Below are 22219 nucleotides of genomic sequence, written 5' to 3' on the forward strand. Positions count from 1 at the left end.
TGGACGGATAGCTATCTCACTATCACGATCGTCCGGTAGACAGACAGACAGACGGATATAGGTGGCAGAGAAACATCGACACCCGCTATCATCCGATCTTCGCACCGCACGTCAGCCACAGTGAGACTCACCGCTACCAGTTTCGATCTGCTTTGCAACCATTTATACCCGAAGGCAGCCCTACCACAGTGTAATGGCGCAAGCGGGAAATTCTGAACTCGTCGACGCATTCGAGCAGTTCTTCCGCAACTACTACGACAACGAGATCAAACAGCTTGCGCAGCAGTATCCCAACGAACAGCGGTCGCTTCACGTCGACTGGCAGGATCTCTACCGATTCGATCCCGATCTGGCCGACGACATCTTAGCCCAGCCGGAGCAACTCCAGCGCTACGCCGAAGAAGCGCTTCGCCTCTACGACCTCCCGATCGACGTCAGCCTCGGCCAGGCCCACGTCCGCATCAAAAACCTGCCCGAGACGGAGACTCCCGAAATCCGCGAGATCCGCGCCCGCGACATGAACTCGCTCGTGGAGGTCCACGGCATCGTCCGCAAGGCGACGGACGTCCGCCCGAAGATTGAAGAGGCAGCCTTCGAGTGCCAGCTCTGTGGCACCCTCAGCCGCGTCCCACAATCGAGCGGCGACTTCCAGGAACCCCACGAGTGCCAGGGCTGCGAGCGACAGGGGCCGTTCAAGGTCAACTTCGACCAGTCCGAGTTCGTCGACTCCCAGAAGCTTCGGATTCAGGAGAGTCCCGAAGGGCTCCGCGGTGGTGAGACGCCACAGTCACTCGACATACACGTCGAAGACGATATCACTGGCGAGGTAACGCCCGGCGACCACGTCTCCGCAACCGGGGTATTGCGACTCGAACAGCAGAGCAATCAGGGCGAGAAGACGCCGGTGTTCGACTTCTACATGGAGGGGATGTCCGTCGACATCGACGAAGAACAGTTCGAGGACATGGACATCACCGACGAGGACAAAAAAGAGATCTACGAGATTTCGAACCAGGAGGAGGTCTACGAGAAGATGGTCGCCTCCATCGCGCCCTCCATCTACGGCTACGAGCAGGAGAAACTCGCGATGACGCTCCAGTTGTTCTCCGGCGTCACGAAGCACTTACCCGACGGATCGCGAATCCGCGGGGACCTGCACATGCTGCTGATCGGCGATCCGGGGACCGGTAAGTGTGTTCGCGGGGACACGAAGGTAACGCTCGCAGACGGACGAGACGTGCCGATCCGCGAACTCGTCGAATCGAATCTCGACAATCCGAAGCCAATCGACGACGGCTGGGGGGACGAGGTTGACTTCGACGTCCCGTCTTTGCAGGACGATGGCACAGTCGCATCACAACGTGCGACGAAGGTCTGGAAGCGCGAAGCACCCGAGCAGATGTATCGAATTCGGACCTCGAGTGGGCGTAAACTCGAAGTAACGCCGTCACATCCGCTGTTCGTACAGCAAGATGGGAGATTCGAGCCAACCGTTGCAGACGATCTCACAGAAGGGCAGTTTGTGGCTGCACCCCGATGTATCGAGACAGAAGGAAACGATGTGCTTGACGTTACTTTCCGAAGTTCACAGTCTCGAAATGCGGTTCAACTCGAGTTACCAGAAAAATGGACGCCGTCACTGGCTCGACTGATCGGATACATCATTGCAGAAGGGTATGTCGAACAACGAGACAACAAGACGGGATTCGTTTCAGTTACAAATAACGACCGAGAAGTACTGGACGATGCAACGAACGCGTTAGAAAGCCTCGGTCTCAACGTGACGGAGCGGGACCCGCACGAGGCTAAAGAGGCGCGTGAAGTGCTCTGTTCAGCGGGAGAGTTCGTAAGCTTCCTCAAGACCCTCGAACCGTGTATTCTTGAGTCGTCCGCTAATCAACGTGTTCCGGATGCTATTTTCGCAGCCACCGACCGGACGAAATCGGAGTTCCTGAAATCGTTTATCGAAGGCGAAGGCCATGTTTCTGAATCCCAGCGAGAGATAACTGTCGCTTCAACAAGTCGTAATCTTCTCGAAGATGTTCGAACGTTGTTGCTTGCCGTCGGTATCCGCTCACAGATTCACGAGCGACACAACGACAGCTATCGACTCAGAATAAGTGGCGATGCATTTGCAAAGTACGTGACTGAGATTGGATTCGTGACGCAGCGAAAACAACAAGCTGCTGAGCAGTACGCCGATACAAAAGGGAATAGCAATCTTGCCATCGTTCCCGATATCGGTTCTGAACTTCGACAGATTCGAGAATCTCTCTCGCTCACACAGGCAGAATGCGGTCTTCCGCGATCAACGTATCAAAACTACGAACGAGAGTCAAAAAACCCGAGTCGGACCGGTCTTCGAACGGTTCTTACTGCTTTCAAAGGTGCTTTGCCGGCGAAAGGAACTCGAAGTAAAGATGTTGCCGTCCCTGATGGAGGTTCTGTACGAGCAAGCATCAATGCTCTAGAAAAGTACGTCGATGGGGACGTTTGTTGGGACCGAATCGAGTCTATCGACAGTATCGAACCTACCTACGAGTGGGTATATGATCTCGAAATCGACGGGACCCACAACTACGTCTCGAACGGCATCATCTCGCACAACTCACAGATGATCGGCTACATCCAGAATATCGCGCCCCGCTCCGTCTACACCTCCGGGAAAGGCTCATCCTCCGCCGGTCTCACGGCTGCAGCCGTCAGAGACGACTTCGGCGATGGCCAGCAGTGGACGCTCGAAGCCGGCGCGCTCGTCCTCGCCGATCAGGGCATTGCAGCCGTTGACGAACTCGATAAGATGCGCTCGGAAGACAGGAGTGCCATGCACGAGGCCTTAGAGCAGCAGAAAATCTCCGTCTCGAAGGCCGGCATCAACGCCACCCTCAAGTCCCGCTGTTCGCTCCTCGGCGCAGCCAACCCCAAGTACGGCCGCTTCGACCAGTACGAACCCATCAGCGAGCAGATCGACCTCGAACCGGCGCTCATCTCCCGATTCGATCTGATCTTCACCGTCACGGACACCCCCGACGAGGAGAAAGACCGTAACCTCGCAGAGCACATTCTCACCACCAACTACGCCGGCGAACTAACCACCCAACGCGAGCAGATGACTAACCTCGATGTCAGCCAGGGTGAACTCGAGGAGATGACCGAGCAGGTCGATCCGGAAATCGACGCTGAACTCCTCCGGAAGTACATCGCGTACGCCAAGCAGAACTGTCACCCGCGGATGACCGAGGAAGCTCGCGAGGCGATCCGAGACTTCTACGTTAACCTCCGTTCGAAGGGGACTGACGAGGACGCGGCCGTCCCCGTCACGGCGCGAAAACTCGAGGCACTGGTCCGCCTTTCGGAGGCGAGTGCACGAGTTCGGCTGTCGGATACCGTCGAGCAGTCGGATGCGGAGCGGGTGATCGAGATCGTTCGCTCGTGTCTCCAGGACGTGGGTGTGGATCCGGAGACGGGCGAGTTCGATGCGGACATCGTCGAGGCGGGGACGTCGAAGTCCCAGCGCGATCGGATCAAGAATCTCAAGCAACTCATCAGCGATATCGAGGAGGAGTACGACGAGGGTGCGCCGGTCGATATCGTCATGGAGCGAGCCGAAGAGATCGGATTGGATCAATCGAAGGCAGAGCACGAGATCGAGAAGCTAAAGCAGAAAGGAGAGGTGTACGAGCCGAGTATGGATACGCTGCGAACGACGTAATAGTCCCACGACCTGGAATGCGGCGGCAGCGCTCAAGACGGTCGAAAGAACACGGGGTCGGGCGGACGAGCGAGGAGGACGAGGCGGGACCGATCAGGAGTCGGCAGAAAGCGAGCGGAGTTCGGTGAGTGTCGAGCGGATCGTTACTGTTGCGACATCGGCGACCTCGGCAGCGGCGGTTTGCGTGATCGATTCGGTGTGCGGACAGTCACAAGCAGCCTTGTAGAGGCAGGCAGCGGCGACGCCGCTTGGATTGCGGCCGCCGATGCGGTTGGCGGTGACGAGGGAATCCAGGTGCTCGCGGGCGCGGCGTTCGACGGCTGTGTCGAGATCGAGGTTCGAGGCGAAACGCGGGAGGTACTGACCGGGATCGATCGGGCCAGTTGGAAGGCCCAGATCACGGTTAAGCGCGTCGTATGCGGCTTTGAGTTCAGCTTCGGTGGCGGCGGCGATGGTGACGACTTCGTCGATCGTTCGGGGGAGCGATCGAACCCGACAACTTGTATAGACGCAGGCGGCGGCAAAGCCTTCGATGGACCGGCCTTGCAGGAGATTTTCGGATTGGGCAGAGTCGAACAGCGCACAGGCTTGTTCACGGAGGCAGTCGGGAAGGGAGAGACGTGCCGTAATCCGTTTGATTTCGGTGAAGCCGAGAACCTGGTTGTACTCGGCTTTCGTCGAGATCGTGGCTCGAGTATGTTCGCGGCGGAGACGCGAGAGTTGTCGGCGTTTCCGGCCGGTAATACGGGTACTACGGTCGGGAACCGAGTCAGAACCGTAGCCGATCTGCGTCGAGAGACCGCGATCGTGTCGAGAACGGGTGAGCGGAGCGCCGGTTCGACGACGGTCAGTGTCGTCGTCCACAAACGAGCGCCACTCGGGACCGCGATCGATCGGGTCTTCGCCGAGAACGAGTCCACAGTCCTCACAGACGGTTTCGGTAGCTGTCAGTCGGAGGAACCCACCACACTCCGGACAGGTCGGAGACGAATCGGATTGTGCCATCGGTAAGTAATCTTCGTATTGTGTTGAGTAATCCAGAGTATTTAAAATAATCGAAATGTAGAAAACTAAGAGTAATCGTAACGGAACGGAACATGTTTTCGAGGAAGAGGCAAAGTGAAAAAAGAGCGTCGAACGGCCACCGGTTTTGACAGACGACGGGTCGTTTTATGCATCTGTTCAGTGGAGTGGACAGACAGGATCAGGGATCGAGATGATAGGGACACAGGCGAGACGGCATCAGTCTCCGCTCACGTCGAGTTCAGAACGGCGGCTGCCACACGTTGGATCGATGACGTTGCGACACGGACTGTTCGTGAACTGGCCGGTCGATCCCGAGCGGATTCGGCCCCACGTTCCGTCCGAGTTGACGGTCGACACCCGGGACGGCACGGCGTGGCTTAGCGTGCTCCCGCTCGTGCTCACGAACGTCGGTTTCCGCGGGACACCGTCGAGTACGCGAGTCGCGTTTGCGGAACTCAACGTTAGAACGTACGTGACGTACCGCGGTGATCCGGGGCTGTACTTTTTCAGTGTCGATGTCGGCCAGCAACTCCTCGCAAGCGTCGCCGGATTGCTCACTCGACTCCCGGTTTTCCCCGCGGAGATGCACGTCAGTGGCAGCGGTGAGGGCGTTCGGTTTTCGAGTCGGCGACTGCGGGCATCCAGTTGGCAGCGACGGTTCCAAGACGCGATGCGATCGGAGCGGAAAGCCGAAGCAACGAGAGCGGCGAATGCGAATGTGGATGTGGGTGTGGATGGCGATACGGAACCGCCCTGGTTCGCCGCAACGTATCGTCCAACCGGCCCGGTCGAGACGCCCGGTTCGGGAACACTCGAACACTGGTTGACCGAACGGAGGCGATTCTATGCGCCGAATCGCGACAGCGTGCTGGTCGGCGAAGTCGCACACGACCCGTGGCCGCTCCAGCCGGCCGAGGTGACCATCACCGAGAATACGATGTTCGACGCGCTCGGACTGGCACCGACACGCGCTGAGCCACTCGTCTACTACTGCGACGAACTCGAGATGACGGGCTCGATCCCACGCCGACGCTGAACGGGGTTCTGGTGGGGATAATCAGAAATCAGAATTTCCGCCGGTAGAGACATCGTCGTGGGCAAATAGGATATTCAGTAGACATATTTGTAGCGGGGTTGAACGGTTCCTGCCGAGATCGATAGATATGTTACTATCATCCGAGATAATTATTATGGCACACAATCGATGGCACTCTCAGAGACAGACACAGCCTCCGGGAATCAGAACTCGTTCGTGTACGTAGTTGCGGGGTTAGCCGCGCTCAACGGTCTTCTATTCGGGTTCGATACCGGCGTGATTTCCGGTGCAATGCTGTACATCAAGGACACGTTCGACATAACGGTGTTATTCGGTCAGTCGATCCACCCGTCTCTCGTCGAAGGGGTGATCGTCAGCGGCGCGATGGTCGGGGCGATCGTCGGTGCCGCGCTCGGCGGTCGGCTGGCGGATCGGATCGGACGCCGGCGGCTCATCTTGACCGGGGCCGTCGTGTTTTTCATCGGCTCGCTCATCATGGCGATTGCGCCGACCACTGAGGTACTGATCGTCGGTCGTATCCTCGACGGCGTTGGCGTCGGCTTTGCCTCCGTTGTCGGACCGCTGTATATCTCGGAGATCGCACCGCCGAAGATCCGCGGATCGCTGGTGGCGTTAAACCAACTGACGATTACGAGCGGGATCCTCATCGCCTACATCGTGAACTACGCGTTCTCGAGCGGCGGCGAGTGGCGCTGGATGCTCGGCCTCGGGATGGTCCCCGCAGCGATCCTGTTCGTCGGGATGCTGTTCATGCCCGAGAGCCCGCGCTGGCTCTACGAACACGGCGACGAGGAGACCGCCCGCGACGTGCTCTCGCGGATTCGAACCGAGGGACAGATCGACGCCGAGTTGCGCGAAATCACCGAGACCATCCAGAGCGAAACCGGGGGCCTGCGCGATCTGTTCCAGCCGTGGATCGTTCCGATGCTCGTCGTCGGCAGCGGACTGGCAATATTCCAGCAAGTGACCGGGATCAACGCGGTCATGTACTACGCGCCGCGGATCCTCGAGTCGACCGGATTCGGAGATACGAACTCGATTCTCGCAACCGTCGCAATCGGTGTCGTCAACGTCATCATGACCGCCGTCGCGGTGGCGTTGATCGACCGAACCGGTCGCCGACCGCTGCTTCTAACCGGGCTCGCCGGAATGACGGCGACGCTCGGCATTGCCGGCCTCGTCTACTATCTGCCCGGCCTCTCGGGCGGACTCGGTGTGCTCGCGACCGGCAGCCTGATGCTTTACGTGGCGTTCTTTGCCATCGGTCTCGGACCGGCGTTCTGGCTGCTCATCTCGGAAATCTATCCGATGGAGGTCCGCGGCATCGCGATGGGGGTTGTGACAGTACTCAACTGGGCCGCAAACCTGCTCATTTCGCTCACGTTCCTCCGCCTCGTCGATGTCATCGGGCAGTCCGGAACGTTCTGGCTGTACGGCATCCTCTCGCTCGTCGCCCTCGTCTTCTGTTACCGGCTCGTCCCGGAAACGAAGGGGCGCTCGCTCGAGGAGATCGAGGCCGACCTCCGGAACACCTCTATCGGAGCCGATCCGTCCGAGACGGACCCGACCGACGCCGTTCAAACGGACGACTGACACCGACTGACGATAGACGACAGCGACAAACGATGTTCGAAGCCGAACTGAAGTGATGTGAACTGCACTCGGTTCGCCGGTCACTCACTTTTTCCTCCCGAACCCGCATCATTATCTCCGGTAGTCGCCTGCATCGACTATGGACGGACCAACACTGTTTCACCTCCACTTCAATACACCCGACATAGAGAGCGCGGCCGAACGACTCGAGCGAGAGGGACTCCCCTGCAAGCGCCGTTTCGGGACCGTTCGTGGAGAGAGTCGATCGTTCGGGCCCGAAGACGCCGTTCCGGACGAGTTCAGATTCAAGCTCCAGGTCCATCGTCGAGGGAACGTCGATATCACGCTCGCCCCCGGGAAGCGCCCCCGAATTGATCATCTCGGCCTTCGCAGTTCGGATTTCGATGGGACACTAGAGCGGGCGCGCGCTCGCGGCTCGTCCGTTCGGCAGAACAGCCGGCGGACGTTCGTGATGACGCCGTGGACGTTCCGGGTGGAATTGCATCCGAGGGCTGACGAGGAGCGGGAAACGGCGGAACGGAGTGAGAGTGACGATGCCGTATACCGGATCGAAGACGCGCTGCTCTCGGTGCCGGACGCCGGTGCGGTGCGGACGTATTTCGATGCCGTATTCGGGGATGTGCCGCAGTTGGCGATCGAATCCGGCGAGGAGATCTGGCTGGAAGAGTTCACGATCGCGACCGACGACGAAACGACGACACTGGACGTAGCGGAGCTACTCGGTGCGTAGATAGCGTTCGGTTCAGTCGCCGGGTGCCATACTGGGTCGAAATGAGAGTCAGAAGTCACCGGACAGGAGACGGAGCCGGTACCGTACCGTACTTTTACTGGACGTCCGTATCGATCAGCCCGAACCGCGAGCCGCTGTCGCTCTCGCTCGCGTTTTCGTACACCACGTGTGCTGCGGCAACGTCCTGAATTGCCAGTCCCGTCGAGTCGAACACCGTCACATCCGTCTCAGCCGTGCGGCCGTCCGTCGTGCCGACGACGAGTTCACCGAGTTCGGCGTGGATGTCGGCGTCGGTGAGCGTGCCGTCGGTGTAGGGCACGTTGATCTCGCCGGAGTGAGTGCACTGCTCGTGGTCGTCGATGACGACCGTCGCCGCCTGCAAAAGCTCGTCTGCGAGTTCGTGTTTGCCCTCGGCGTCGGCACCGATGGCGTTGATATGCGTGTGCTCACCGACATCCTCGGGCGTGACGACCGGGTCGCGGACGGGCGTCACCGTCGAGAGCACGTCACAGTGGCCGGCCTCGGAAATCGAACCGGCGCGCACGGTGAACTCGTCGTCGTAGGCGTCGATGAAGCGCTGGACGCGTTCCTCGTCGAGATCCGAGACGACGACCTCCTCGATCGGGCGAATCTCGCTGATCGCGTCGAGTTGGGTGTACGATTGGACGCCCGCGCCGACGAGACCGAGGCTCGTCGCGTCGGAGACGGCGAGGTGGTCCGTCGCGACGGCGGCGGCGGCTCCGGTCCGTTTCATCGTCAGCGTCGTTCCGTCCATGATCGCGAGCGGGAACGCGGTTTCGGGGTCCGAGTAGATCATCGTCCCCAGCACGGTCGGCAGGTCGTGGTCGGTCGGGTTGTCAGGGTGGACGTTGACCCATTTCAGGCCGGCGGCGTCCCACCCACCGGCAGCGTCAGCATCCCGCTGCGATCCTGACTGGCTCGAGGAGGCGTCGCTCCCTCGGACGTTCAGGTAGGCCGGCATCGAGCGGAAGTCCCCGTTGTATTGGGGTAAATCGATATAGGACTTGGCCGGCATCTGGGTGTCTCCCCGTTCGAACGCGCCAAACGCCTGTTCGACTGCGTCGATGAGAGCCCCCATCCGAATGTTCTCGTCGACATCGTCGCTATCTAGCAGAATCGTGTTCATATCCGCGAATATTGCGGGCGGCACCTTAAGTGATTCTTCCTGGCCACGGCGTGAGTGTGAACTCGGCTCGAGCGACGAGTTAAGCCGTCGCTATCCAGTTTAGGAGCGGATGCCGAACGGCAAACGGCAGAAAATGGGCCGCCGAAAGCGGTTGCGATGGTGGTCGGGAAGCCGCAGGGGGTTATCCCTCGCTTACATCATGCCGCCCATACCGCCACCCATGCCGCCCATACCGCCCATGCCACCGGCACCGCCGGCAGGCATGTCTTCCTCGTCATCATCGTCGGCAACCGCGAGGTCGCCGGCGGCGATGACATCGTCGATGCGAAGCAGCATGACAGCCGCTTCGGTGGCGGATTCGATGGCCTGGGTCTTCACGCGAAGCGGCTCGTAGACGCCTTCCTCGCCCATGTCGATGGTGTCGCCGGTGAACGCGTCCAGTCCGGCAGCCTCGTTGCCGCCGTCGTGGTCGGCGCGCAGTTCGACGAGCGAGTCGATGGGGTCGAGTCCTGCGTTCTCGGCCAGCGTGCGTGGGATGACTTCGAGTGCGTCCGCGAAGGCCTCGACGGCGAGCTGTTCGCGCCCGCCGACGGAGTCGGCGTAGTCACGCAGCGCAAGCGAGAGTTCGACTTCGGGCGCGCCGCCGCCGGCGAGCACCTTGCCGTCCTCGAGGGTCGTCCGCACCACACCGAGGGAGTCCTCGATGGCGCGGTCGACCTCGTCGATGACGTGCTCGGTGCCGCCCCGGAGGATGAGCGTGACGGCCTGTGCGTCGTCGACGTCCTCAACGAAGATGCGCTGGTCGCCGGCGATCTCCTTCTGGGCGACGCTGCCGGCGAAGCCGAGGTCGTCCTCGGTCAGGTCATCGACCGTGGAGACCGGCGTTGCGCCGGTTGCGCGAGCGAGCTGAGACTGGTCGCTGGACTTGACGCGGCGGACGGCGATGATGCCCTCCTGTGCGAGGTAGTGCTGGGCCATGTCGTCGATGCCGCCGTCGACGAAGACGACGTCAGCGCCGACGTCGGCGACCTGCTCGGCCATCTCGCGAAGCTGGGCCTCCTCCTGCTCTAAGAACTGCTCGAGCTGGTCGGGATCGGTGACGTTGACTTCGGCGTCGATCTCGGTCTCTTTGATCTCGAGGTCGCCGTTGACGATCGCGACCGAGGCGTCCTCGGCGAAGTACGGCATGTTGTCGGAGACGCGCTCCTTGTCGACGATGACGCCCTCGACGAGTTCGGAGTTCTCGGTCGAGCTACCGACGACCTTCTCGACTTTGACGTTGTCGGTGTCGACGTCGTCGCCGTCGGAGACGGACTGGACGGCGTCGACGACGAGATCGGCGAGCAGATCGCGAGCGTTCTCCGCGCCCTTGCCGGTCATCGCGGTGGCGGCGATCTGGTGAAGGATTTCGTCGTCATCCTCGTCGACGTCGACTGCGATCTCTTCGAGGGCCGCCGTGGCCTCTTCGGCGGCCTGGCGGTATCCCTGCGCGAGCGTGGTTGCGTGAATGTCCTGATCGAGCAGGTCCTCGGCCTGGCTCAGGAGTTCACCGGCGACGACGACGGCGCTCGTGGTGCCGTCGCCGACCTCGTCCTCCTGGGTTTCGGCGACTTCGACGATCATGTCGGCCGCCGGGTGGTCGATTTCCATCTCCGAGAGGAGGGTGACGCCGTCGTTCGTCACGATGACGTTGCCCGAGGAATCGACGAGCATCTTGTCCATCCCCTTCGGTCCGAGTGTCGTGCGGACGGACTCGGCAACGGCCTTGCCGGCCTGTACGTTCATCGACTGCGCGTCTTTCCCGGAGGTTCGCTGGCTGTCCTCCGAGAGAACGATAAGGGGCTGGTTGCCCATCTGCTGTTGCGCCATAGTCACCTGAAGGATTGATTGTTATTCTATATAAATATTTTGGTGTCGATTCACTCAGAGCGCCTGAATCGACGGGGGCTATCGCTTCGAGAGAGAACGACCGGCGGTTATTTATGAGTGAACCGAACGAAAAACGGGAGTCAAGCGACAGATCAAGACGATCCGGAGCCGGGGAAGCGGTGGTACTGCATCCCCTGATGTTTCATCTCGTTGTGTCGCTCCTCCAGGAACGAGTAAACGGTGCCGTGTGGCGCGCCGTCGAGAAGCATCTCTGCGGCGCTGCGGACCGCATCGACTTGCGGTGGCGTGCCGATGATACCGAGCGTCGAGCCGTAGATAACGACCGATGCGCCCGACAGTTCCTCCATGAGTTCCCGCGTTCGGCCGCCTTCGCCGATGAGCCGGCCCTTCTGGCGCTTCAGGTCGTTCTTGTTCCGGGCCGCCGCGTCGATGTCGACGACGTCGAACAGCACCATGTCGTCTTCGAGCAACTGCAGCGCCTCCTCGGGAGCGAATCCGCGCCCGATCGCACGGACGATTTCGGGGGCTTTGAGGCCGCGAACGGGGTCGCCGACCGTCTCGACGGCGACGGCACCGTCCTCCGAGTCGATATCCAACCGCACTTCGGCTTCCGCCTCGATCTCGCGCATCGTCTCGCCGCCCTCGCCGATGAGAACTCCGATCCGGTCCTGCGGAATCTTCACGTGCTGCATACACTCGGGTATTCGCTGCGTGAGGTTAAGACCTTGGTCCCCGCGCCAGCACCAACACCAACACCAGCGCCGCCGATCCGCCCGCGGGGCCGACAACTATACTCGAGTTCAGCGTACCGGTCGTATGGCGACCGACCCGCAGTACGAACTCGTCACGAGCGCCACCGACCGGCTCGAGGGACCGCTGTTTCTCGCCCTCCCGAATATCGGGTTGACGGGCCTCACAGCCGCCGATTACCTCGTCCAGCAGCTCGAGTTCGACCAGATCGGCTACGCACGGACGAGAAACCTGCCGACCGTCGTCCCGTTCCGAAACGGCGAGCTGCGGCGGCCGATCCGGCTCTACGCCAGCGACAACGCCGACTGCTGCGTGCTGCTCAGCGAAACCATCGTTCCGGTCTGGACCGCTGGGACGTTCGTCGATGCGGTCGTCGGCTGGCTCGCCGAGACGGAGATCGACGAACTCGCCGTCTTGCATGGCCTCCCGTTTCAGCATGGCCCCGTCGAACACGAGGTGTTCACGGTCGCGACATCGGGCTTTCGACGGCGACGGCTAGCCGACACCGACGACACGCCGCTCGGCGGCGGCATCTTGGACGGCGTGCCCGGCGAGCTCGCGACGCGTCAGTTCGAGGGCGACGTTCCCCCGATCGGCGTCCTGGTGACGCCGAATCACCCGCCGGGACCGGATCTCGACGCGGCACTTCGCTATCTGACGGTTCTTGCCGAGTGGTACGACCTCGAAATCGACACCGAGCCGTTGCGCGAGCGCTCGGAAGCGCTCACCAGATACTACGCCGAACTCGCCGAGCGTATGGCGGCGATGGAGTCCCCGGGACACCCCGCTCGAGGGACGGACGCTTCCGACGATCGAATGTACATGTAGTGCCGGCACTGTCCGGTCCTCCCGTCGAACGCTACCGACTGGCACTACTCCGAGACGGATCGGAACCGTACGGACTCCGAACGCGTCTCGAGGACCGCGACCGTACGGTCCGCCGCGGCCGTCGTCGGAAACTGCGCCCCCGGGTTCAACAACGTTGTTCCCCCGTACTCGGCGCGTTCGCTGACGTGGTGATGACCGTAACAGACGAACTCGTACTCGTCGGCGGCGGCGATCGCCCGCACCTCGTCCATCGACTCGCCGTGGAGGACGGCGATCGAAAGCCCGTCGAACTCGAGGTCCGCGAACCGGCCGTGGAGTTCGCTCTCGCCGCCGAGCGAGTCGAAAGCCGCCTGCAGATTGCGAGCGTCGCCGTCGTTGTTCCCGAGGACGCCGTGGAGTTCGAATTTCGAGAAGTACGGCACGATCAGCGGGGCGACGAAGTCGCTGCAGTGAACGACGATCTCGATGCCTTCGTCCTCGAAAATCTCGGCGATGCGTTCGACCGCGTCGACGTTGTCGTGCGTGTCGGCGACGATGCCGATGTTCATACGCAGTTCCCCGCGGGCGACCGACAAATAGTGTTGGGTCGAACTTAGGTCCCGACGACCGGCGACACCCCGGCGCTGTCGATCGCCTGTCGCCGTTCCTCGTCGGTGAGCCGGTAGGGCTCGAGTTCAGTCGCGAGTTCATCGAGCGCGTTCCGCCGGCGCTGGTGGGCGGCGAGGAAGTCGATGATGCGCTCGATCGCGAGGTCTTTGAGATCGCCGCTCAGCAGGTCACCCGCGCGGTAGGCCGCGGCGATGCGCTCGAGTTCGTCGTCGTCCGGTTCGAAGAAGTATCGGAGATACTGGAAGGGCACGTCGACCGACGGGTCGCCGCCCTTCTCGCGGTGGTCTTCGAGCGTCGTGCGTCCGCCGGTGTAGGCGTGCGTGTGAATCGTCTCGGCGACGGTTTCCGGATCGTCGGTGAGTTCGATCGAGGGCGCGTCGCCGGACGAACTCATCTTCCCGGGACCGTCGAGGCTCGGGAGGAAGCGCCCGAGCAGCGCGCCCGGTTTTCGGACCGGGAGGGCCTCCTTCGCGGCCACGTCTCGGCAGACGCGGACGTGCGGGTCCTGGTCGACGGCGATGGGGACGAGCGTCGGCTGGCGGCCCGCGACGAGTTGCGGGAGCAGGAGGTGCGCCGCCTGCACGGCGGGGTAGAACTGCAGGCCGACGGTGTCCTGCTCGCCGTAGACGGCCTCGACGGTCGCCGGGGTGAGGTGCTTCGCGAGGCGGACCGCGAGCGGGTAGAGCACGTCCGCATCGGCGGTGTCGATCACGATCCGCGTCTTTGCGGGGTCGAAGCCGACCGCGAGGATATCCCGCAGGTTTTTGCGGGTGTGCTCGCCGATCGACGCAAAGGACTGCTCTTTCGCGAGGAACTTTTCGTCGTCCGACAGCGGGATGTAGACCGTCGCGCCCGTCTCCTGCTGGAAGCGCTTTGCGAGATAGAGCGGCAGGACGTGGCCGAGGTGCATCGGCCCCGACGGCCCCCTGCCGGTGACGACCGCGTGCGGGTCGCCCGCCCCGGCAGCCGCGAGGTAGTCGTCCACGTCCCGCCCGGCGTAGAACGTCCGCCGGCGGAGCAGCGGGTGGTCGGGAAAGCGTTCGATCTGTTCGCCCGTCAGCGGCTCGGCACCGAAGCGTTCGAGCAGTTTGTCGTAGTCGATCTCCCCGGAGACGGCGTAGGGCGTGACGGTGAACTCGTCATCGGCGCGGCTGTCGGCGTCATCCGGTTCGGTACTGTCGCGATCGGGCTGGGAATCGGTCGTCGTTGTCTCGGTGTCGTTGGAGTCGGACATCGTTTCGTGTTCGTAGGTAATGAAACTACAGCGGTGGCTGGAAGTCGAAACGGCGGAGAACGAACGGAGGGAGCACCCCTCGCCGCAACCGACCGGTTAGGCCGCGTCGGCGACCGCGAGGACACTGTCCGCTCTCGAACGGGGCTGCCAGCGCCATTGCCACTCGAGAGCGGCCGTCATTACGTGATACTTCGGGGCAGGACAGATTAGTGTTTCGGGCAGTGAAGACGGACGAGCGAGCACCGGGTGGCACCAGTCGCCACGTGGCCTGTTGGAGGTTCGATGGCCTTGTCTTCCCGATCTCCTCGTGGAGTGACAATAGTTAACATGGTCATGAAACAATAGCGCCAGCTATGCGACACGTCCTGACGGGGACCCGTTGTGTCTGGTGCACCGCACGGAGGAGTCGATGGCGACAGCAATAGCGACCGAGAAAGAAGCGGTACAACGCGGCTGCAAAGCTACCCAGAGGAGGCAGGATGACTGACTCCATCGTCTACATTGACCGGTCATCGGTACGCGAGGGGAAGTTGGACGAACTCAAGGCAGCGATGGCGGAGTTGGTGGACTTCGTCGAGACCAACGAACCCGAGATACTATCCTACAACGTCTACTTCAGCGCCGACGGCGAGCGGATGACCGTGATGCATACGCACGCTGATTCGACGACGCTAGAACAGCACATGGCAGTTTCGGGTTCGGAGTTCCCGCCGATTGGAGCGTTCATCACGCTCGAGGCCATCGATGTGTACGGTCAGTTGAGCGAAAATCTCGTTCAACAGTTGCAAGCAAAGGCTTCGACACTGGGAACCGGGAGGGTCGTCGTACACGACCGCTTCCAGGGCTTCAACCGCGTTATAGACGACTGAACAAGAGGGATCTAACGGAAGAGATCTTTCACCGAGTCACTGTCAGTTGCGAGACGGATCCGGCTCGGGATCGGTCACGAACTCGAGGAGGTCGTCGGCGTCCGCGTCCAAGCCCTGCCGGGAAAAGAAACTCGACACGTTCTCGCAGTCGCGCTCCAAGAAATCGCGGCTGTTGGGATGGTGGACGGTGACGGCCTGGCCGAGGTCGATCACCACGAGTTCACCCTCGTGGAAGACGACGTTGTACTCGCTCAGGTCGCCGTGAACGATGCCGGCCGCGTAGAGGCGGCGCATGTACTCGCGCATGACCTCGTAGGCGGTCCGGGGATTCTCGATGTGAACCTCGCCGAGGCGCTTGGCGCGGCCCTCGTCGTTGCCGATGTACTCCATGACGAGCACGTTTCGTTCGGTGGCGATCGGTTCGGGAACGCGGACGCCGGCTTTCTTGGCCCGCCGGAGGTTCGCGAACTCCTTTTTGGTCCAGGCGAGGACGACGTCTTTCTTCTTGCCGCCCAGGCCCTCGAAGCGCGGGTCGCCCTCGAGATAGTCGCGCATCTGGCGAAAATTCGAGGCGTTGATCCGGTAGACCTTGACCGCGACTTCGCGGTCGTCGCCGAGCGCATGATAGACGTTCGCCTCCTTGCCCGTCGAGAGCGGCCCGCCGAACGCCTCGACGTAGCCGTCCTGGACGAGTTTGTACAGCGCGGCGAACGTCGCGTCGTCGAATACCGACTGCTCGACCTTGAACTGGTCAGCGTCCTTGATGCGTTCCTCGAACTGCTCGAACTTGCGGTCGCGCTTGCGGGCGATCCGGTCGGCTTCGGTGTCCGACACGTCGATCTCCTCCCACTCGTCGCCCGGCGTCTCGGCCTCGTCGAGGTCGACTAACCCGAATTCCGCGTCCGTTCCCTGTCCCATCTACTCCGTCGTAAGGGGCGCAGGCGGGTAAAGGACCGGGTCTCCCTCGCCGGTGACCCGGCGGCTTCCACCCGCCTCGAATCAGTATGTCGGGCCTGGCTTTTTTCGCTTCGCGTTGTAGAGTTACAGATGAACGGAACGCAGAACGAGACCATGAACACGAACAGGCCCCCGACCACGATCGAGCGCGCCAACGCCCAGCCGAGGGTGACAGCCAACCGATGACCAGCTACGACGTGACGCTCGAGCGGACCGACGGCCCGAACCAAACGATCGCGGTCGACAAGCGCGAGACGATACTCGAGGCGGCCCGACAGGCCGGCGTCCGGCTCCCGTCCGACTGTCGGAAAGGAACTTGCACGACGTGCGTGGGACGAGTGCTCGCCGTCGACGGCGAACCTGAACCTGAACCTGAACCCGAGGCCGAGGCCGAAACCGAACCTGAACTCGAGACCCCGTCCGGCGATCGGAGCGACCACCACCCCGACGCCGCGACCGCCGTCGACTACCGACGGCCGCCGCGGGCGCTCGACGAGCGCGAACGCACCGACGGCTATGCGCTGCTGTGTATCGCGCTGCCCAGAGCCGACTGTCGAATCGAGGTGGGGCCGAGGGTGCGCGCGGAAGTCGGCGACAGTCCGTGGAAGTAGTCGCTCCCGTCGTCGCGCTCTCAGACTGTGAGCCGTTATCGTCGCGCCACCGACGGACAAGCGACTGCGGTAACGTTAACGGGTGCGCATAGCAACGCTCTACCAACGAATGTCTCTCGCCGACGAGAACGCGGACGAAGATAATCCGTATCTCCGTGACCCGCCGACCGAGTTCAGTCCAGTCGATGCGCTTTCAGCAGCGGCGGCCCGTGAACAGGTCGCACAGTTACGCGAGGCCATCCGCGAGCACGACCGCCGGTACTACGTCGAGAACGACCCGATCATCGCCGATCGGACCTACGACACGCTCTTCTCCCGCCTTCAGGAACTCGAGGAGACCTTCGATCTCACCCATCCGGATAGCCCCACCAGGAGCGTCGGTGGCGAGCCAATCGATGCGTTCGAAACGGTCGAGCACGTCGCGCCGATGCTGTCGATCGACAACAGCGGAGACGCGGCGGACGTCCGCGAGTTCGACGAGCGCGTCCGGCGGGAGGTCGGTGCCGTGGACTACGTCTGCGAGCCCAAGTTCGACGGCGTCTCGATGGAGTTCGTCTACGAGGACGGCAGCCTGACGCGGGCGGTCACCCGCGGCGACGGCCGCGAGGGCGACGACGTGACGCGAAACGCCCGCACGATCGGCTCCGTCCCGCAGAAACTCCACGGCGACTATCCCGACTTTCTCGCGGTTCGGGGCGAGGTCTACATGCCCAAAGACGCCTTCCAGAAACACAACCGCGAGCGGATCGAACGCGGCGAGGAGCCCTTCGCCAACCCGCGCAACGCGACCGCCGGGACGATCCGCCAGCTCGATCCCTCGGTCGTCGCCGACCGCCCGCTCCAGGTCTTCTACTTCGACGTGCTCGAAGCGAGCGACCTGGCCGACAGCCACCGGGACGAACTCGAACGCTTTCCCGCCTACGGCCTGCGGACGAACGAGCGCGTCAAGGTCGTCGACGACATCGAGGGGGCGATCGACTACCGCGACCGCATGCACGAGGTCCGCGACGACCTGAACTACGAGATCGACGGCGTCGTCATCAAAGTCGACGGCCGCGAGGCCCGCGAGGAACTCGGCCGCACCGCGCGCCACGACCGCTACGCCTTCGCCTACAAGTTCCCCGCCCGCGCCGAGGTGACGCCGATCACCGACGTAGCCATCCAGATCGGCCGCACGGGCCGCGTGACGCCTGTCGCCCTGCTCGAACCGGTCGACGTCGGCGGCGTCACGGTCTCGCGGGCGAGCCTGCACAACCCCGAGGAGATCGAGGCCAAAAACGTCAACGTCGGCGACACCGTCCGCGTCCAGCGCGCCGGCGACGTGATCCCCTACGTCGAGGAAGTGGTCGAGAAAGGCAGCGACGGCCATTACGACCTCCCCGACCACTGTCCCGTCTGCGGCAGCGCAATCGAACGCGACGGCCCGATCGCCTTCTGTACCGGCGGCCTGGCCTGCGACGCACAACTTCGGCGATCGATCGAGTACTACGCGAGCGACGGCGGCCTCGACCTCGAAGGGCTCGGCGAGAAGAGCGTTCGGCAACTCGTCGACGCCGAGTTGGTGGAATCCGTCGCCGACCTCTACGAACTCGAGCGCGAGGACCTGACCGAACTCGAGGGCTGGGGTGAGACGAGCGCCGAGAACCTGCTGTCCGAAATCGAGGACAGCCGCGAGCCGCCGCTTCCCGACTTCCTCTCGGCTCTCGGCATCCCCCACGTCGGCCCGGCGACCGCGCGCGAACTCGCCCGCGAGTTCAGGACGTTCGACGCCGTCCGCGAGGCCGCCGAGGACGACCCCGAAGAACTCGAAACCGTCGACGACGTGGGTGAGACGGTCGCCGAGACGATCCACGAGTTCTTCGCGAGCGACGCCAACGCCGAGGCCGTGGACGCGATTCTGGCGCACGTCTCGCCGCAGGAGGCGACGACGGAGACCGGCGGCGACGAACTCGACGGGCTGACGTTCGTCTTCACGGGCTCGCTCGCGGAGATGACCCGCAGCGAGGCGCAGGAACTCGTCGAAGCCCACGGCGCGAACGCCACGGGCAGCGTCTCGGGGAACACGGATTTCCTCGTCGCCGGCGAGAGCCCGGGCGCGACGAAACTGGACGCCGCCGACGCGAACGACGTGACGGTCCTCGACGACAGCGAGGGCGAGTTCAGGACTGCACTCGCGGCCCGAGGCATCGAGTTGGACTGATACGGTCTGCTGTAACGATTTACCGGCGCGACCGCGCCCGTCCTGCGGTTGCGCCGGAAATGACTTACAGCAGTCCGTATGAGAGGAGCGATCGGGTCGGGAAACTCCCTTCAACGGCTAGTAGTCACCGACAGTGGCAGGAAGGGTGCGTAACTTAGTACCAGAACGGTGTACCGCGGCTATGGCGTCGATTCCAGACGACCTCCACGATCTGTTCGAGAAGAAAACGTTCGCCCACGTGGCGACGGTGTTACCGGACGACGAACTGCACGTCACGCCCGTGTGGGTCGACTACGACGCGGACGCGGATCGCCTGCTTATCAACACCGAACGAAATCGACGAAAGGCGAAAAACGCCAGCAATGACTCGCGGATCGGCGTGAGCATGACCGATCCTGACAACCCCTATCGGATGCTCTCCGTGACGGGGACTGTCGACGAGATCACGACCGACGGCGCGCGCGAGCACATCGATGAACTCGCACAGCGGTATACGGGCAACGAAGAGTACCAGAATCCGATCCAGAGCGAGCGAGTCATCATCTCGATCGAGCCCGAGGTGGTGCGCCACGCCGCACAGTAGTGTGAACTCGAACGTGGCGGCGAGCGAGAACAGGGACAGAAACAGGAACGGGACCGGAAACAGAAACGCAACCGCGAACGCAAACTACGATACGAACCGCGCTCAGAGGTCGACGCGGTCGAACCGGAAGAGCGCGATCGCGATCGGGATGACGATCCAGGCGAGCAGGATGATAAGCGAGAACCAGTCCTGGAGATAGAACGGGACGCTACCGAACATCCCCTCGAGTACCATCTCGGTCTGATCAGTGAACCCGCCCATCGAGGTGACGAGTGAGAGAACGTTCTGGTAGGCGCTGTTGAGCGAGAGGCTGTTGAATAGCAAGGCGATCTGGGCGGTCGTTTCGTTCTGGGGAATATAATCGAGATTCATCAGCATCCAGAAGGCGGTAAGAAGGCCGTTCCAGACGGCATAAAACAGCATGAAGATGCCGAACATCGCAGCGCCGGCGATCGTCGTCGACCGCGTCACAGACGAGAGCGAAACCGCGAGGCTCGTGTAGGCGACCCCGTAGAGGATCGACACCGCGAGTAGTCCCGCATAGTCAGCGATGTCGAAACTCCCGAGTAACGCGGCGACGACGACGGCGGCGAGGACGAAGCCGGTGATCAGCGAGATCGACAGCACGGCCGATCGACCGATGAGTTTGCCGAGCAACACGTCCTTTCGCGAGTGCGGGAGCGAGAGCAGGATCTTGAGACTCCCTGACTGGCGCTCCCCTGCGATCGACTTCCAACCCAATACCAGCGCGATCAATGGGATAATGAGACTCGTCATACTCTGAACCATCCCAACGAGGGCCTCCGTCGTCTGCCCCTGCGCAGCGATGTCGCTCCCGAAGTACGAGAGGAGCCCCGTCGTCCCGACCAGCAGCATGAAAAAGAGGAAACTCAGGGTCCAGAACACCCACGAGCGAATCGAATCCCGAAAGTCCTTGCGCGCGACTGCGCGAACGCTGTCCGGGTTGACCGAACTCGCACTGGACGTCGTTCCCGTTCTCGACGTGCCGGTATCGGTATCGATGTCGGCCTCGGTGCTCATCGCGCCGTCACCTCCGCACCCGTCGTGTACGACTGGAACACGTCTTCGAGCGACGCCTCCGTCGTCGAGAAGTCCCGCACCTCGACGCCGTGATCCTCGAGTTCAGCGAGGACGGCCGTCTTCGAGCCGTCGACCTGGGCGGTGATCGTCGGCGGGTCGCGGTCCTCGGTGGCGACGTTCGAGACGGTCGGCAGCGACCGAACCGCCTGGAGGGCGTCGTCGTCGATCCGGTCGACGGTGACCCGAAGCGAGGTGCCGCCGCCGATGGAGTCGCGCAGCCCCTCGACGGAGTCGACGGCGACCATCTGGCCGTCCTGCAGGATGCCGACGCGGTCACAGACCGCCTCGACCTGTTCCATGCTGTGACTCGAGAAGAAGACGGTCGCACCGCGAGCGTTCTCCTCGCGGACGATCTCGCGCATCTCGCGGGCACCGTTGGGGTCGAGCCCGGTGGAGGGTTCGTCGAGGATGAGCAGGTCCGGTTCGCCCACGAGCGCCATCGCGAGCATGAGCCGCTGGGCCATCCCTTTCGAGTAGCCGCCGGCCTTCCGGTCGATCGCGTCGGTCAGGCCGACCCGTTCGAGCAGCGTCTCCGGCTCGTCGTCGCTTCCTTTCGACTCGATGGCGAACTCGAGGTGCTGGCGGGCGGTGAGGCGGTCGTAAACCTGATAGCCTTCGGGGAGGACGCCGGTCCGCGAGCGGATCTCGCGGCTGTGGGCCTGAGCGTCGAGTCCGAGGACCTCGACCCGTCCCGCAGTCGGCCGGATGAAATCGAGCACGACGTTGATCGTCGTCGACTTCCCTGCGCCGTTCGGGCCGAGAAAGCCGAACACCTCGCCCTCGTGAACCTCGAAGGAGAGGGTATCGAGCGCGAGCGTCTGCCCGTAGGACTTCGTCAGTTCGTCGACGCGAAGTGCAGGCATGGCTGAGTCATCTCGGCGTTCACCGATAAGAGTTGCCACTTGGGGAGGATAATACACTCGACCACGGGCAGTGAATAAACCGATTCCGGCTAGCGAGGCCGACTCGGCGGCGTTCAGATCGAGTCGTCCGGCTCGTATTGCTCTCGGACGCGGTCGACTTCGGTCGCGTATCGGTCGCGCGTTTCCGCATCGTCGACCGATTCGAGGTCCGATTCGGGAACGTCGGTCGCCGCAGTAACCGCAGACCCCGTTCGAAGCGCCGTCGAGGATCGTTCGCGCTGGTGGTACTGCGATCCGTCCGGCGTCGCATAGACGAGCGTGACGATGTTTCGCGCGCCGAAGTCGCGCTCGACCAGCCAGCACCGGACCGTCGGATCAGACATACCCGGGGATTGCGGCCGGACCACCGAGAAAGTATCGCGTCGCTCCCGGGTGCCG

19 protein-coding genes are annotated in these 22219 nt (G+C 62.5%); 9 read left to right on the plus strand and 10 right to left on the minus strand.

The features are described 5' to 3' along the window. Positions 1-193 precede the first annotated feature (193 nt). Positions 194-3712 (plus strand): LAGLIDADG family homing endonuclease, encoded by a 3519-nt coding sequence (locus C484_RS14955; protein WP_006826742.1) that lies wholly within the window; start codon positions 194-196, stop codon positions 3710-3712. 93 nt (positions 3713-3805) lie between these two features. Here the strand turns inward: C484_RS14955 and C484_RS14960 are convergent, their stop codons facing one another. Then, positions 3806-4717, minus strand: coding sequence for a transcription initiation factor IIB (locus C484_RS14960; protein WP_006826743.1), 912 nt, complete (start codon positions 4715-4717; stop codon positions 3806-3808). A gap of 289 nt (positions 4718-5006) precedes the next feature. On the opposite strand from C484_RS14960, the gene C484_RS14965 reads away from it, so the two are divergent. The 3 genes from C484_RS14965 (at position 5007) to C484_RS14975 (ending at position 8139) form a co-directional block, all read left to right on the plus strand. Next, the gene (locus C484_RS14965) at positions 5007-5774 is read left to right on the plus strand and encodes a YqjF family protein (protein ID WP_006826744.1); all 768 of its coding nucleotides are present in this window, start codon (positions 5007-5009) and stop codon (positions 5772-5774) included. Between the two features lie 168 nt (positions 5775-5942). Then, entirely contained in the window at positions 5943-7388 is a 1446-nt protein-coding gene (locus C484_RS14970) for a sugar porter family MFS transporter (protein ID WP_006826745.1), read from the plus strand. A 139-nt stretch (positions 7389-7527) separates the two neighbouring features. Then, positions 7528-8139: a hypothetical protein gene (locus C484_RS14975; RefSeq protein WP_006826746.1), complete on the plus strand. Its 612-nt coding sequence runs from the start codon at positions 7528-7530 to the stop codon at positions 8137-8139. A gap of 94 nt (positions 8140-8233) precedes the next feature. Here the strand turns inward: C484_RS14975 and C484_RS14980 are convergent, their stop codons facing one another. From C484_RS14980 to C484_RS14990, 3 genes are all read right to left on the minus strand, one after another. Further along, entirely contained in the window at positions 8234-9286 is a 1053-nt protein-coding gene (locus tag C484_RS14980) for an alanine dehydrogenase (RefSeq protein ID WP_006826747.1), read from the minus strand. A gap of 192 nt (positions 9287-9478) precedes the next feature. Then, a complete protein-coding gene (thsA, locus tag C484_RS14985; protein WP_049915505.1) occupies positions 9479-11140 on the minus strand; it encodes a thermosome subunit alpha in 1662 nt (553 codons plus the stop codon). Between the two features lie 167 nt (positions 11141-11307). Then, positions 11308-11868 (minus strand): KH domain-containing protein, encoded by a 561-nt coding sequence (locus tag C484_RS14990; RefSeq protein WP_006826749.1) that lies wholly within the window; start codon positions 11866-11868, stop codon positions 11308-11310. Positions 11869-11992: 124 nt separating this feature from the next. Between C484_RS14990 and C484_RS14995 the strand changes: the two genes are divergently transcribed. Then, positions 11993-12754, plus strand: a complete 762-nt coding sequence (locus tag C484_RS14995) for a proteasome assembly chaperone family protein (protein ID WP_006826750.1) — start codon at positions 11993-11995, stop codon at positions 12752-12754. Positions 12755-12798: 44 nt separating this feature from the next. Here the strand turns inward: C484_RS14995 and C484_RS15000 are convergent, their stop codons facing one another. Both C484_RS15000 and C484_RS15005 read right to left on the minus strand, forming a co-directional pair. Continuing rightward, a complete protein-coding gene (locus tag C484_RS15000; protein ID WP_006826751.1) occupies positions 12799-13302 on the minus strand; it encodes a metallophosphoesterase family protein in 504 nt (167 codons plus the stop codon). A gap of 44 nt (positions 13303-13346) precedes the next feature. Beyond that, positions 13347-14597 carry a tryptophan--tRNA ligase gene (locus C484_RS15005; RefSeq protein WP_006826752.1) on the minus strand — a complete coding sequence of 417 codons (1251 nt, stop codon included), beginning with the start codon at positions 14595-14597 and terminating at the stop codon, positions 13347-13349. Positions 14598-15076: 479 nt separating this feature from the next. On the opposite strand from C484_RS15005, the gene C484_RS15010 reads away from it, so the two are divergent. Continuing rightward, entirely contained in the window at positions 15077-15466 is a 390-nt protein-coding gene (locus C484_RS15010) for a hypothetical protein (protein WP_006826753.1), read from the plus strand. Between the two features lie 42 nt (positions 15467-15508). Here C484_RS15010 and rio1 read toward each other — a convergent pair whose 3' ends face one another. Next, positions 15509-16384, minus strand: a complete 876-nt coding sequence (rio1, locus tag C484_RS15015; RefSeq protein ID WP_006826754.1) for a serine/threonine-protein kinase Rio1 — start codon at positions 16382-16384, stop codon at positions 15509-15511. A gap of 221 nt (positions 16385-16605) precedes the next feature. Here rio1 and C484_RS15020 point away from each other — a divergent pair, with 221 nt between their 5' ends. The 3 genes from C484_RS15020 (at position 16606) to C484_RS15030 (ending at position 19817) form a co-directional block, all read left to right on the plus strand. Further along, a complete protein-coding gene (locus C484_RS15020; RefSeq protein ID WP_006826755.1) occupies positions 16606-17034 on the plus strand; it encodes a 2Fe-2S iron-sulfur cluster-binding protein in 429 nt (142 codons plus the stop codon). Positions 17035-17143: 109 nt separating this feature from the next. Continuing rightward, a complete protein-coding gene (gene ligA, locus C484_RS15025; protein WP_006826756.1) occupies positions 17144-19234 on the plus strand; it encodes an NAD-dependent DNA ligase LigA in 2091 nt (696 codons plus the stop codon). A gap of 181 nt (positions 19235-19415) precedes the next feature. After that, positions 19416-19817: a pyridoxamine 5'-phosphate oxidase family protein gene (locus C484_RS15030; protein ID WP_006826757.1), complete on the plus strand. Its 402-nt coding sequence runs from the start codon at positions 19416-19418 to the stop codon at positions 19815-19817. 102 nt (positions 19818-19919) lie between these two features. Here C484_RS15030 and C484_RS15035 read toward each other — a convergent pair whose 3' ends face one another. The 3 genes from C484_RS15035 to C484_RS15045 all read right to left on the minus strand — a co-directional run bounded on the left by C484_RS15035 (position 19920) and on the right by C484_RS15045 (position 22164). Then, positions 19920-20858 (minus strand): ABC transporter permease, encoded by a 939-nt coding sequence (locus C484_RS15035; protein ID WP_006826758.1) that lies wholly within the window; start codon positions 20856-20858, stop codon positions 19920-19922. Beyond that, positions 20855-21781, minus strand: a complete 927-nt coding sequence (locus C484_RS15040) for an ABC transporter ATP-binding protein (RefSeq protein WP_006826759.1) — start codon at positions 21779-21781, stop codon at positions 20855-20857. The genes C484_RS15035 and C484_RS15040 overlap by 4 nt, the downstream gene beginning before the upstream one ends. Positions 21782-21894: 113 nt before the next feature. Continuing rightward, positions 21895-22164: a hypothetical protein gene (locus C484_RS15045; RefSeq protein ID WP_006826760.1), complete on the minus strand. Its 270-nt coding sequence runs from the start codon at positions 22162-22164 to the stop codon at positions 21895-21897. Positions 22165-22219 lie beyond the last annotated feature (55 nt).

The organism is Natrialba taiwanensis DSM 12281, assembly GCF_000337595.1.
Taxonomy (GTDB): domain Archaea; phylum Halobacteriota; class Halobacteria; order Halobacteriales; family Natrialbaceae; genus Natrialba; species Natrialba taiwanensis.

What these genes read in the sequence shown, in the direction of transcription:
- rio1 (WP_006826754.1), bottom strand. Translation starts at nt 16,384, where the DNA reads ATGGGACAGGGAACGGACGCGGAATTCGGGTTAGTCGACCTCGACGAG.
- C484_RS15020 (WP_006826755.1), top strand. Translation starts at nt 16,606, where the DNA reads ATGACCAGCTACGACGTGACGCTCGAGCGGACCGACGGCCCGAACCAA.
- C484_RS15040 (WP_006826759.1), bottom strand. Translation starts at nt 21,781, where the DNA reads ATGCCTGCACTTCGCGTCGACGAACTGACGAAGTCCTACGGGCAGACG.
- thsA (WP_049915505.1), bottom strand. Translation starts at nt 11,140, where the DNA reads ATGGGCAACCAGCCCCTTATCGTTCTCTCGGAGGACAGCCAGCGAACC.
- C484_RS14990 (WP_006826749.1), bottom strand. Translation starts at nt 11,868, where the DNA reads ATGCAGCACGTGAAGATTCCGCAGGACCGGATCGGAGTTCTCATCGGC.
- C484_RS14965 (WP_006826744.1), top strand. Translation starts at nt 5,007, where the DNA reads ATGACGTTGCGACACGGACTGTTCGTGAACTGGCCGGTCGATCCCGAG.
- C484_RS14955 (WP_006826742.1), top strand. Translation starts at nt 194, where the DNA reads ATGGCGCAAGCGGGAAATTCTGAACTCGTCGACGCATTCGAGCAGTTC.
- C484_RS15035 (WP_006826758.1), bottom strand. Translation starts at nt 20,858, where the DNA reads ATGAGCACCGAGGCCGACATCGATACCGATACCGGCACGTCGAGAACG.
- C484_RS15000 (WP_006826751.1), bottom strand. Translation starts at nt 13,302, where the DNA reads ATGAACATCGGCATCGTCGCCGACACGCACGACAACGTCGACGCGGTC.
- C484_RS14995 (WP_006826750.1), top strand. Translation starts at nt 11,993, where the DNA reads ATGGCGACCGACCCGCAGTACGAACTCGTCACGAGCGCCACCGACCGG.
- C484_RS15045 (WP_006826760.1), bottom strand. Translation starts at nt 22,164, where the DNA reads ATGTCTGATCCGACGGTCCGGTGCTGGCTGGTCGAGCGCGACTTCGGC.
- C484_RS15030 (WP_006826757.1), top strand. Translation starts at nt 19,416, where the DNA reads ATGGCGTCGATTCCAGACGACCTCCACGATCTGTTCGAGAAGAAAACG.
- C484_RS15005 (WP_006826752.1), bottom strand. Translation starts at nt 14,597, where the DNA reads ATGTCCGACTCCAACGACACCGAGACAACGACGACCGATTCCCAGCCC.
- ligA (WP_006826756.1), top strand. Translation starts at nt 17,144, where the DNA reads ATGTCTCTCGCCGACGAGAACGCGGACGAAGATAATCCGTATCTCCGT.
- C484_RS15010 (WP_006826753.1), top strand. Translation starts at nt 15,077, where the DNA reads ATGACTGACTCCATCGTCTACATTGACCGGTCATCGGTACGCGAGGGG.
- C484_RS14975 (WP_006826746.1), top strand. Translation starts at nt 7,528, where the DNA reads ATGGACGGACCAACACTGTTTCACCTCCACTTCAATACACCCGACATA.
- C484_RS14960 (WP_006826743.1), bottom strand. Translation starts at nt 4,717, where the DNA reads ATGGCACAATCCGATTCGTCTCCGACCTGTCCGGAGTGTGGTGGGTTC.
- C484_RS14980 (WP_006826747.1), bottom strand. Translation starts at nt 9,286, where the DNA reads ATGAACACGATTCTGCTAGATAGCGACGATGTCGACGAGAACATTCGG.
- C484_RS14970 (WP_006826745.1), top strand. Translation starts at nt 5,943, where the DNA reads ATGGCACTCTCAGAGACAGACACAGCCTCCGGGAATCAGAACTCGTTC.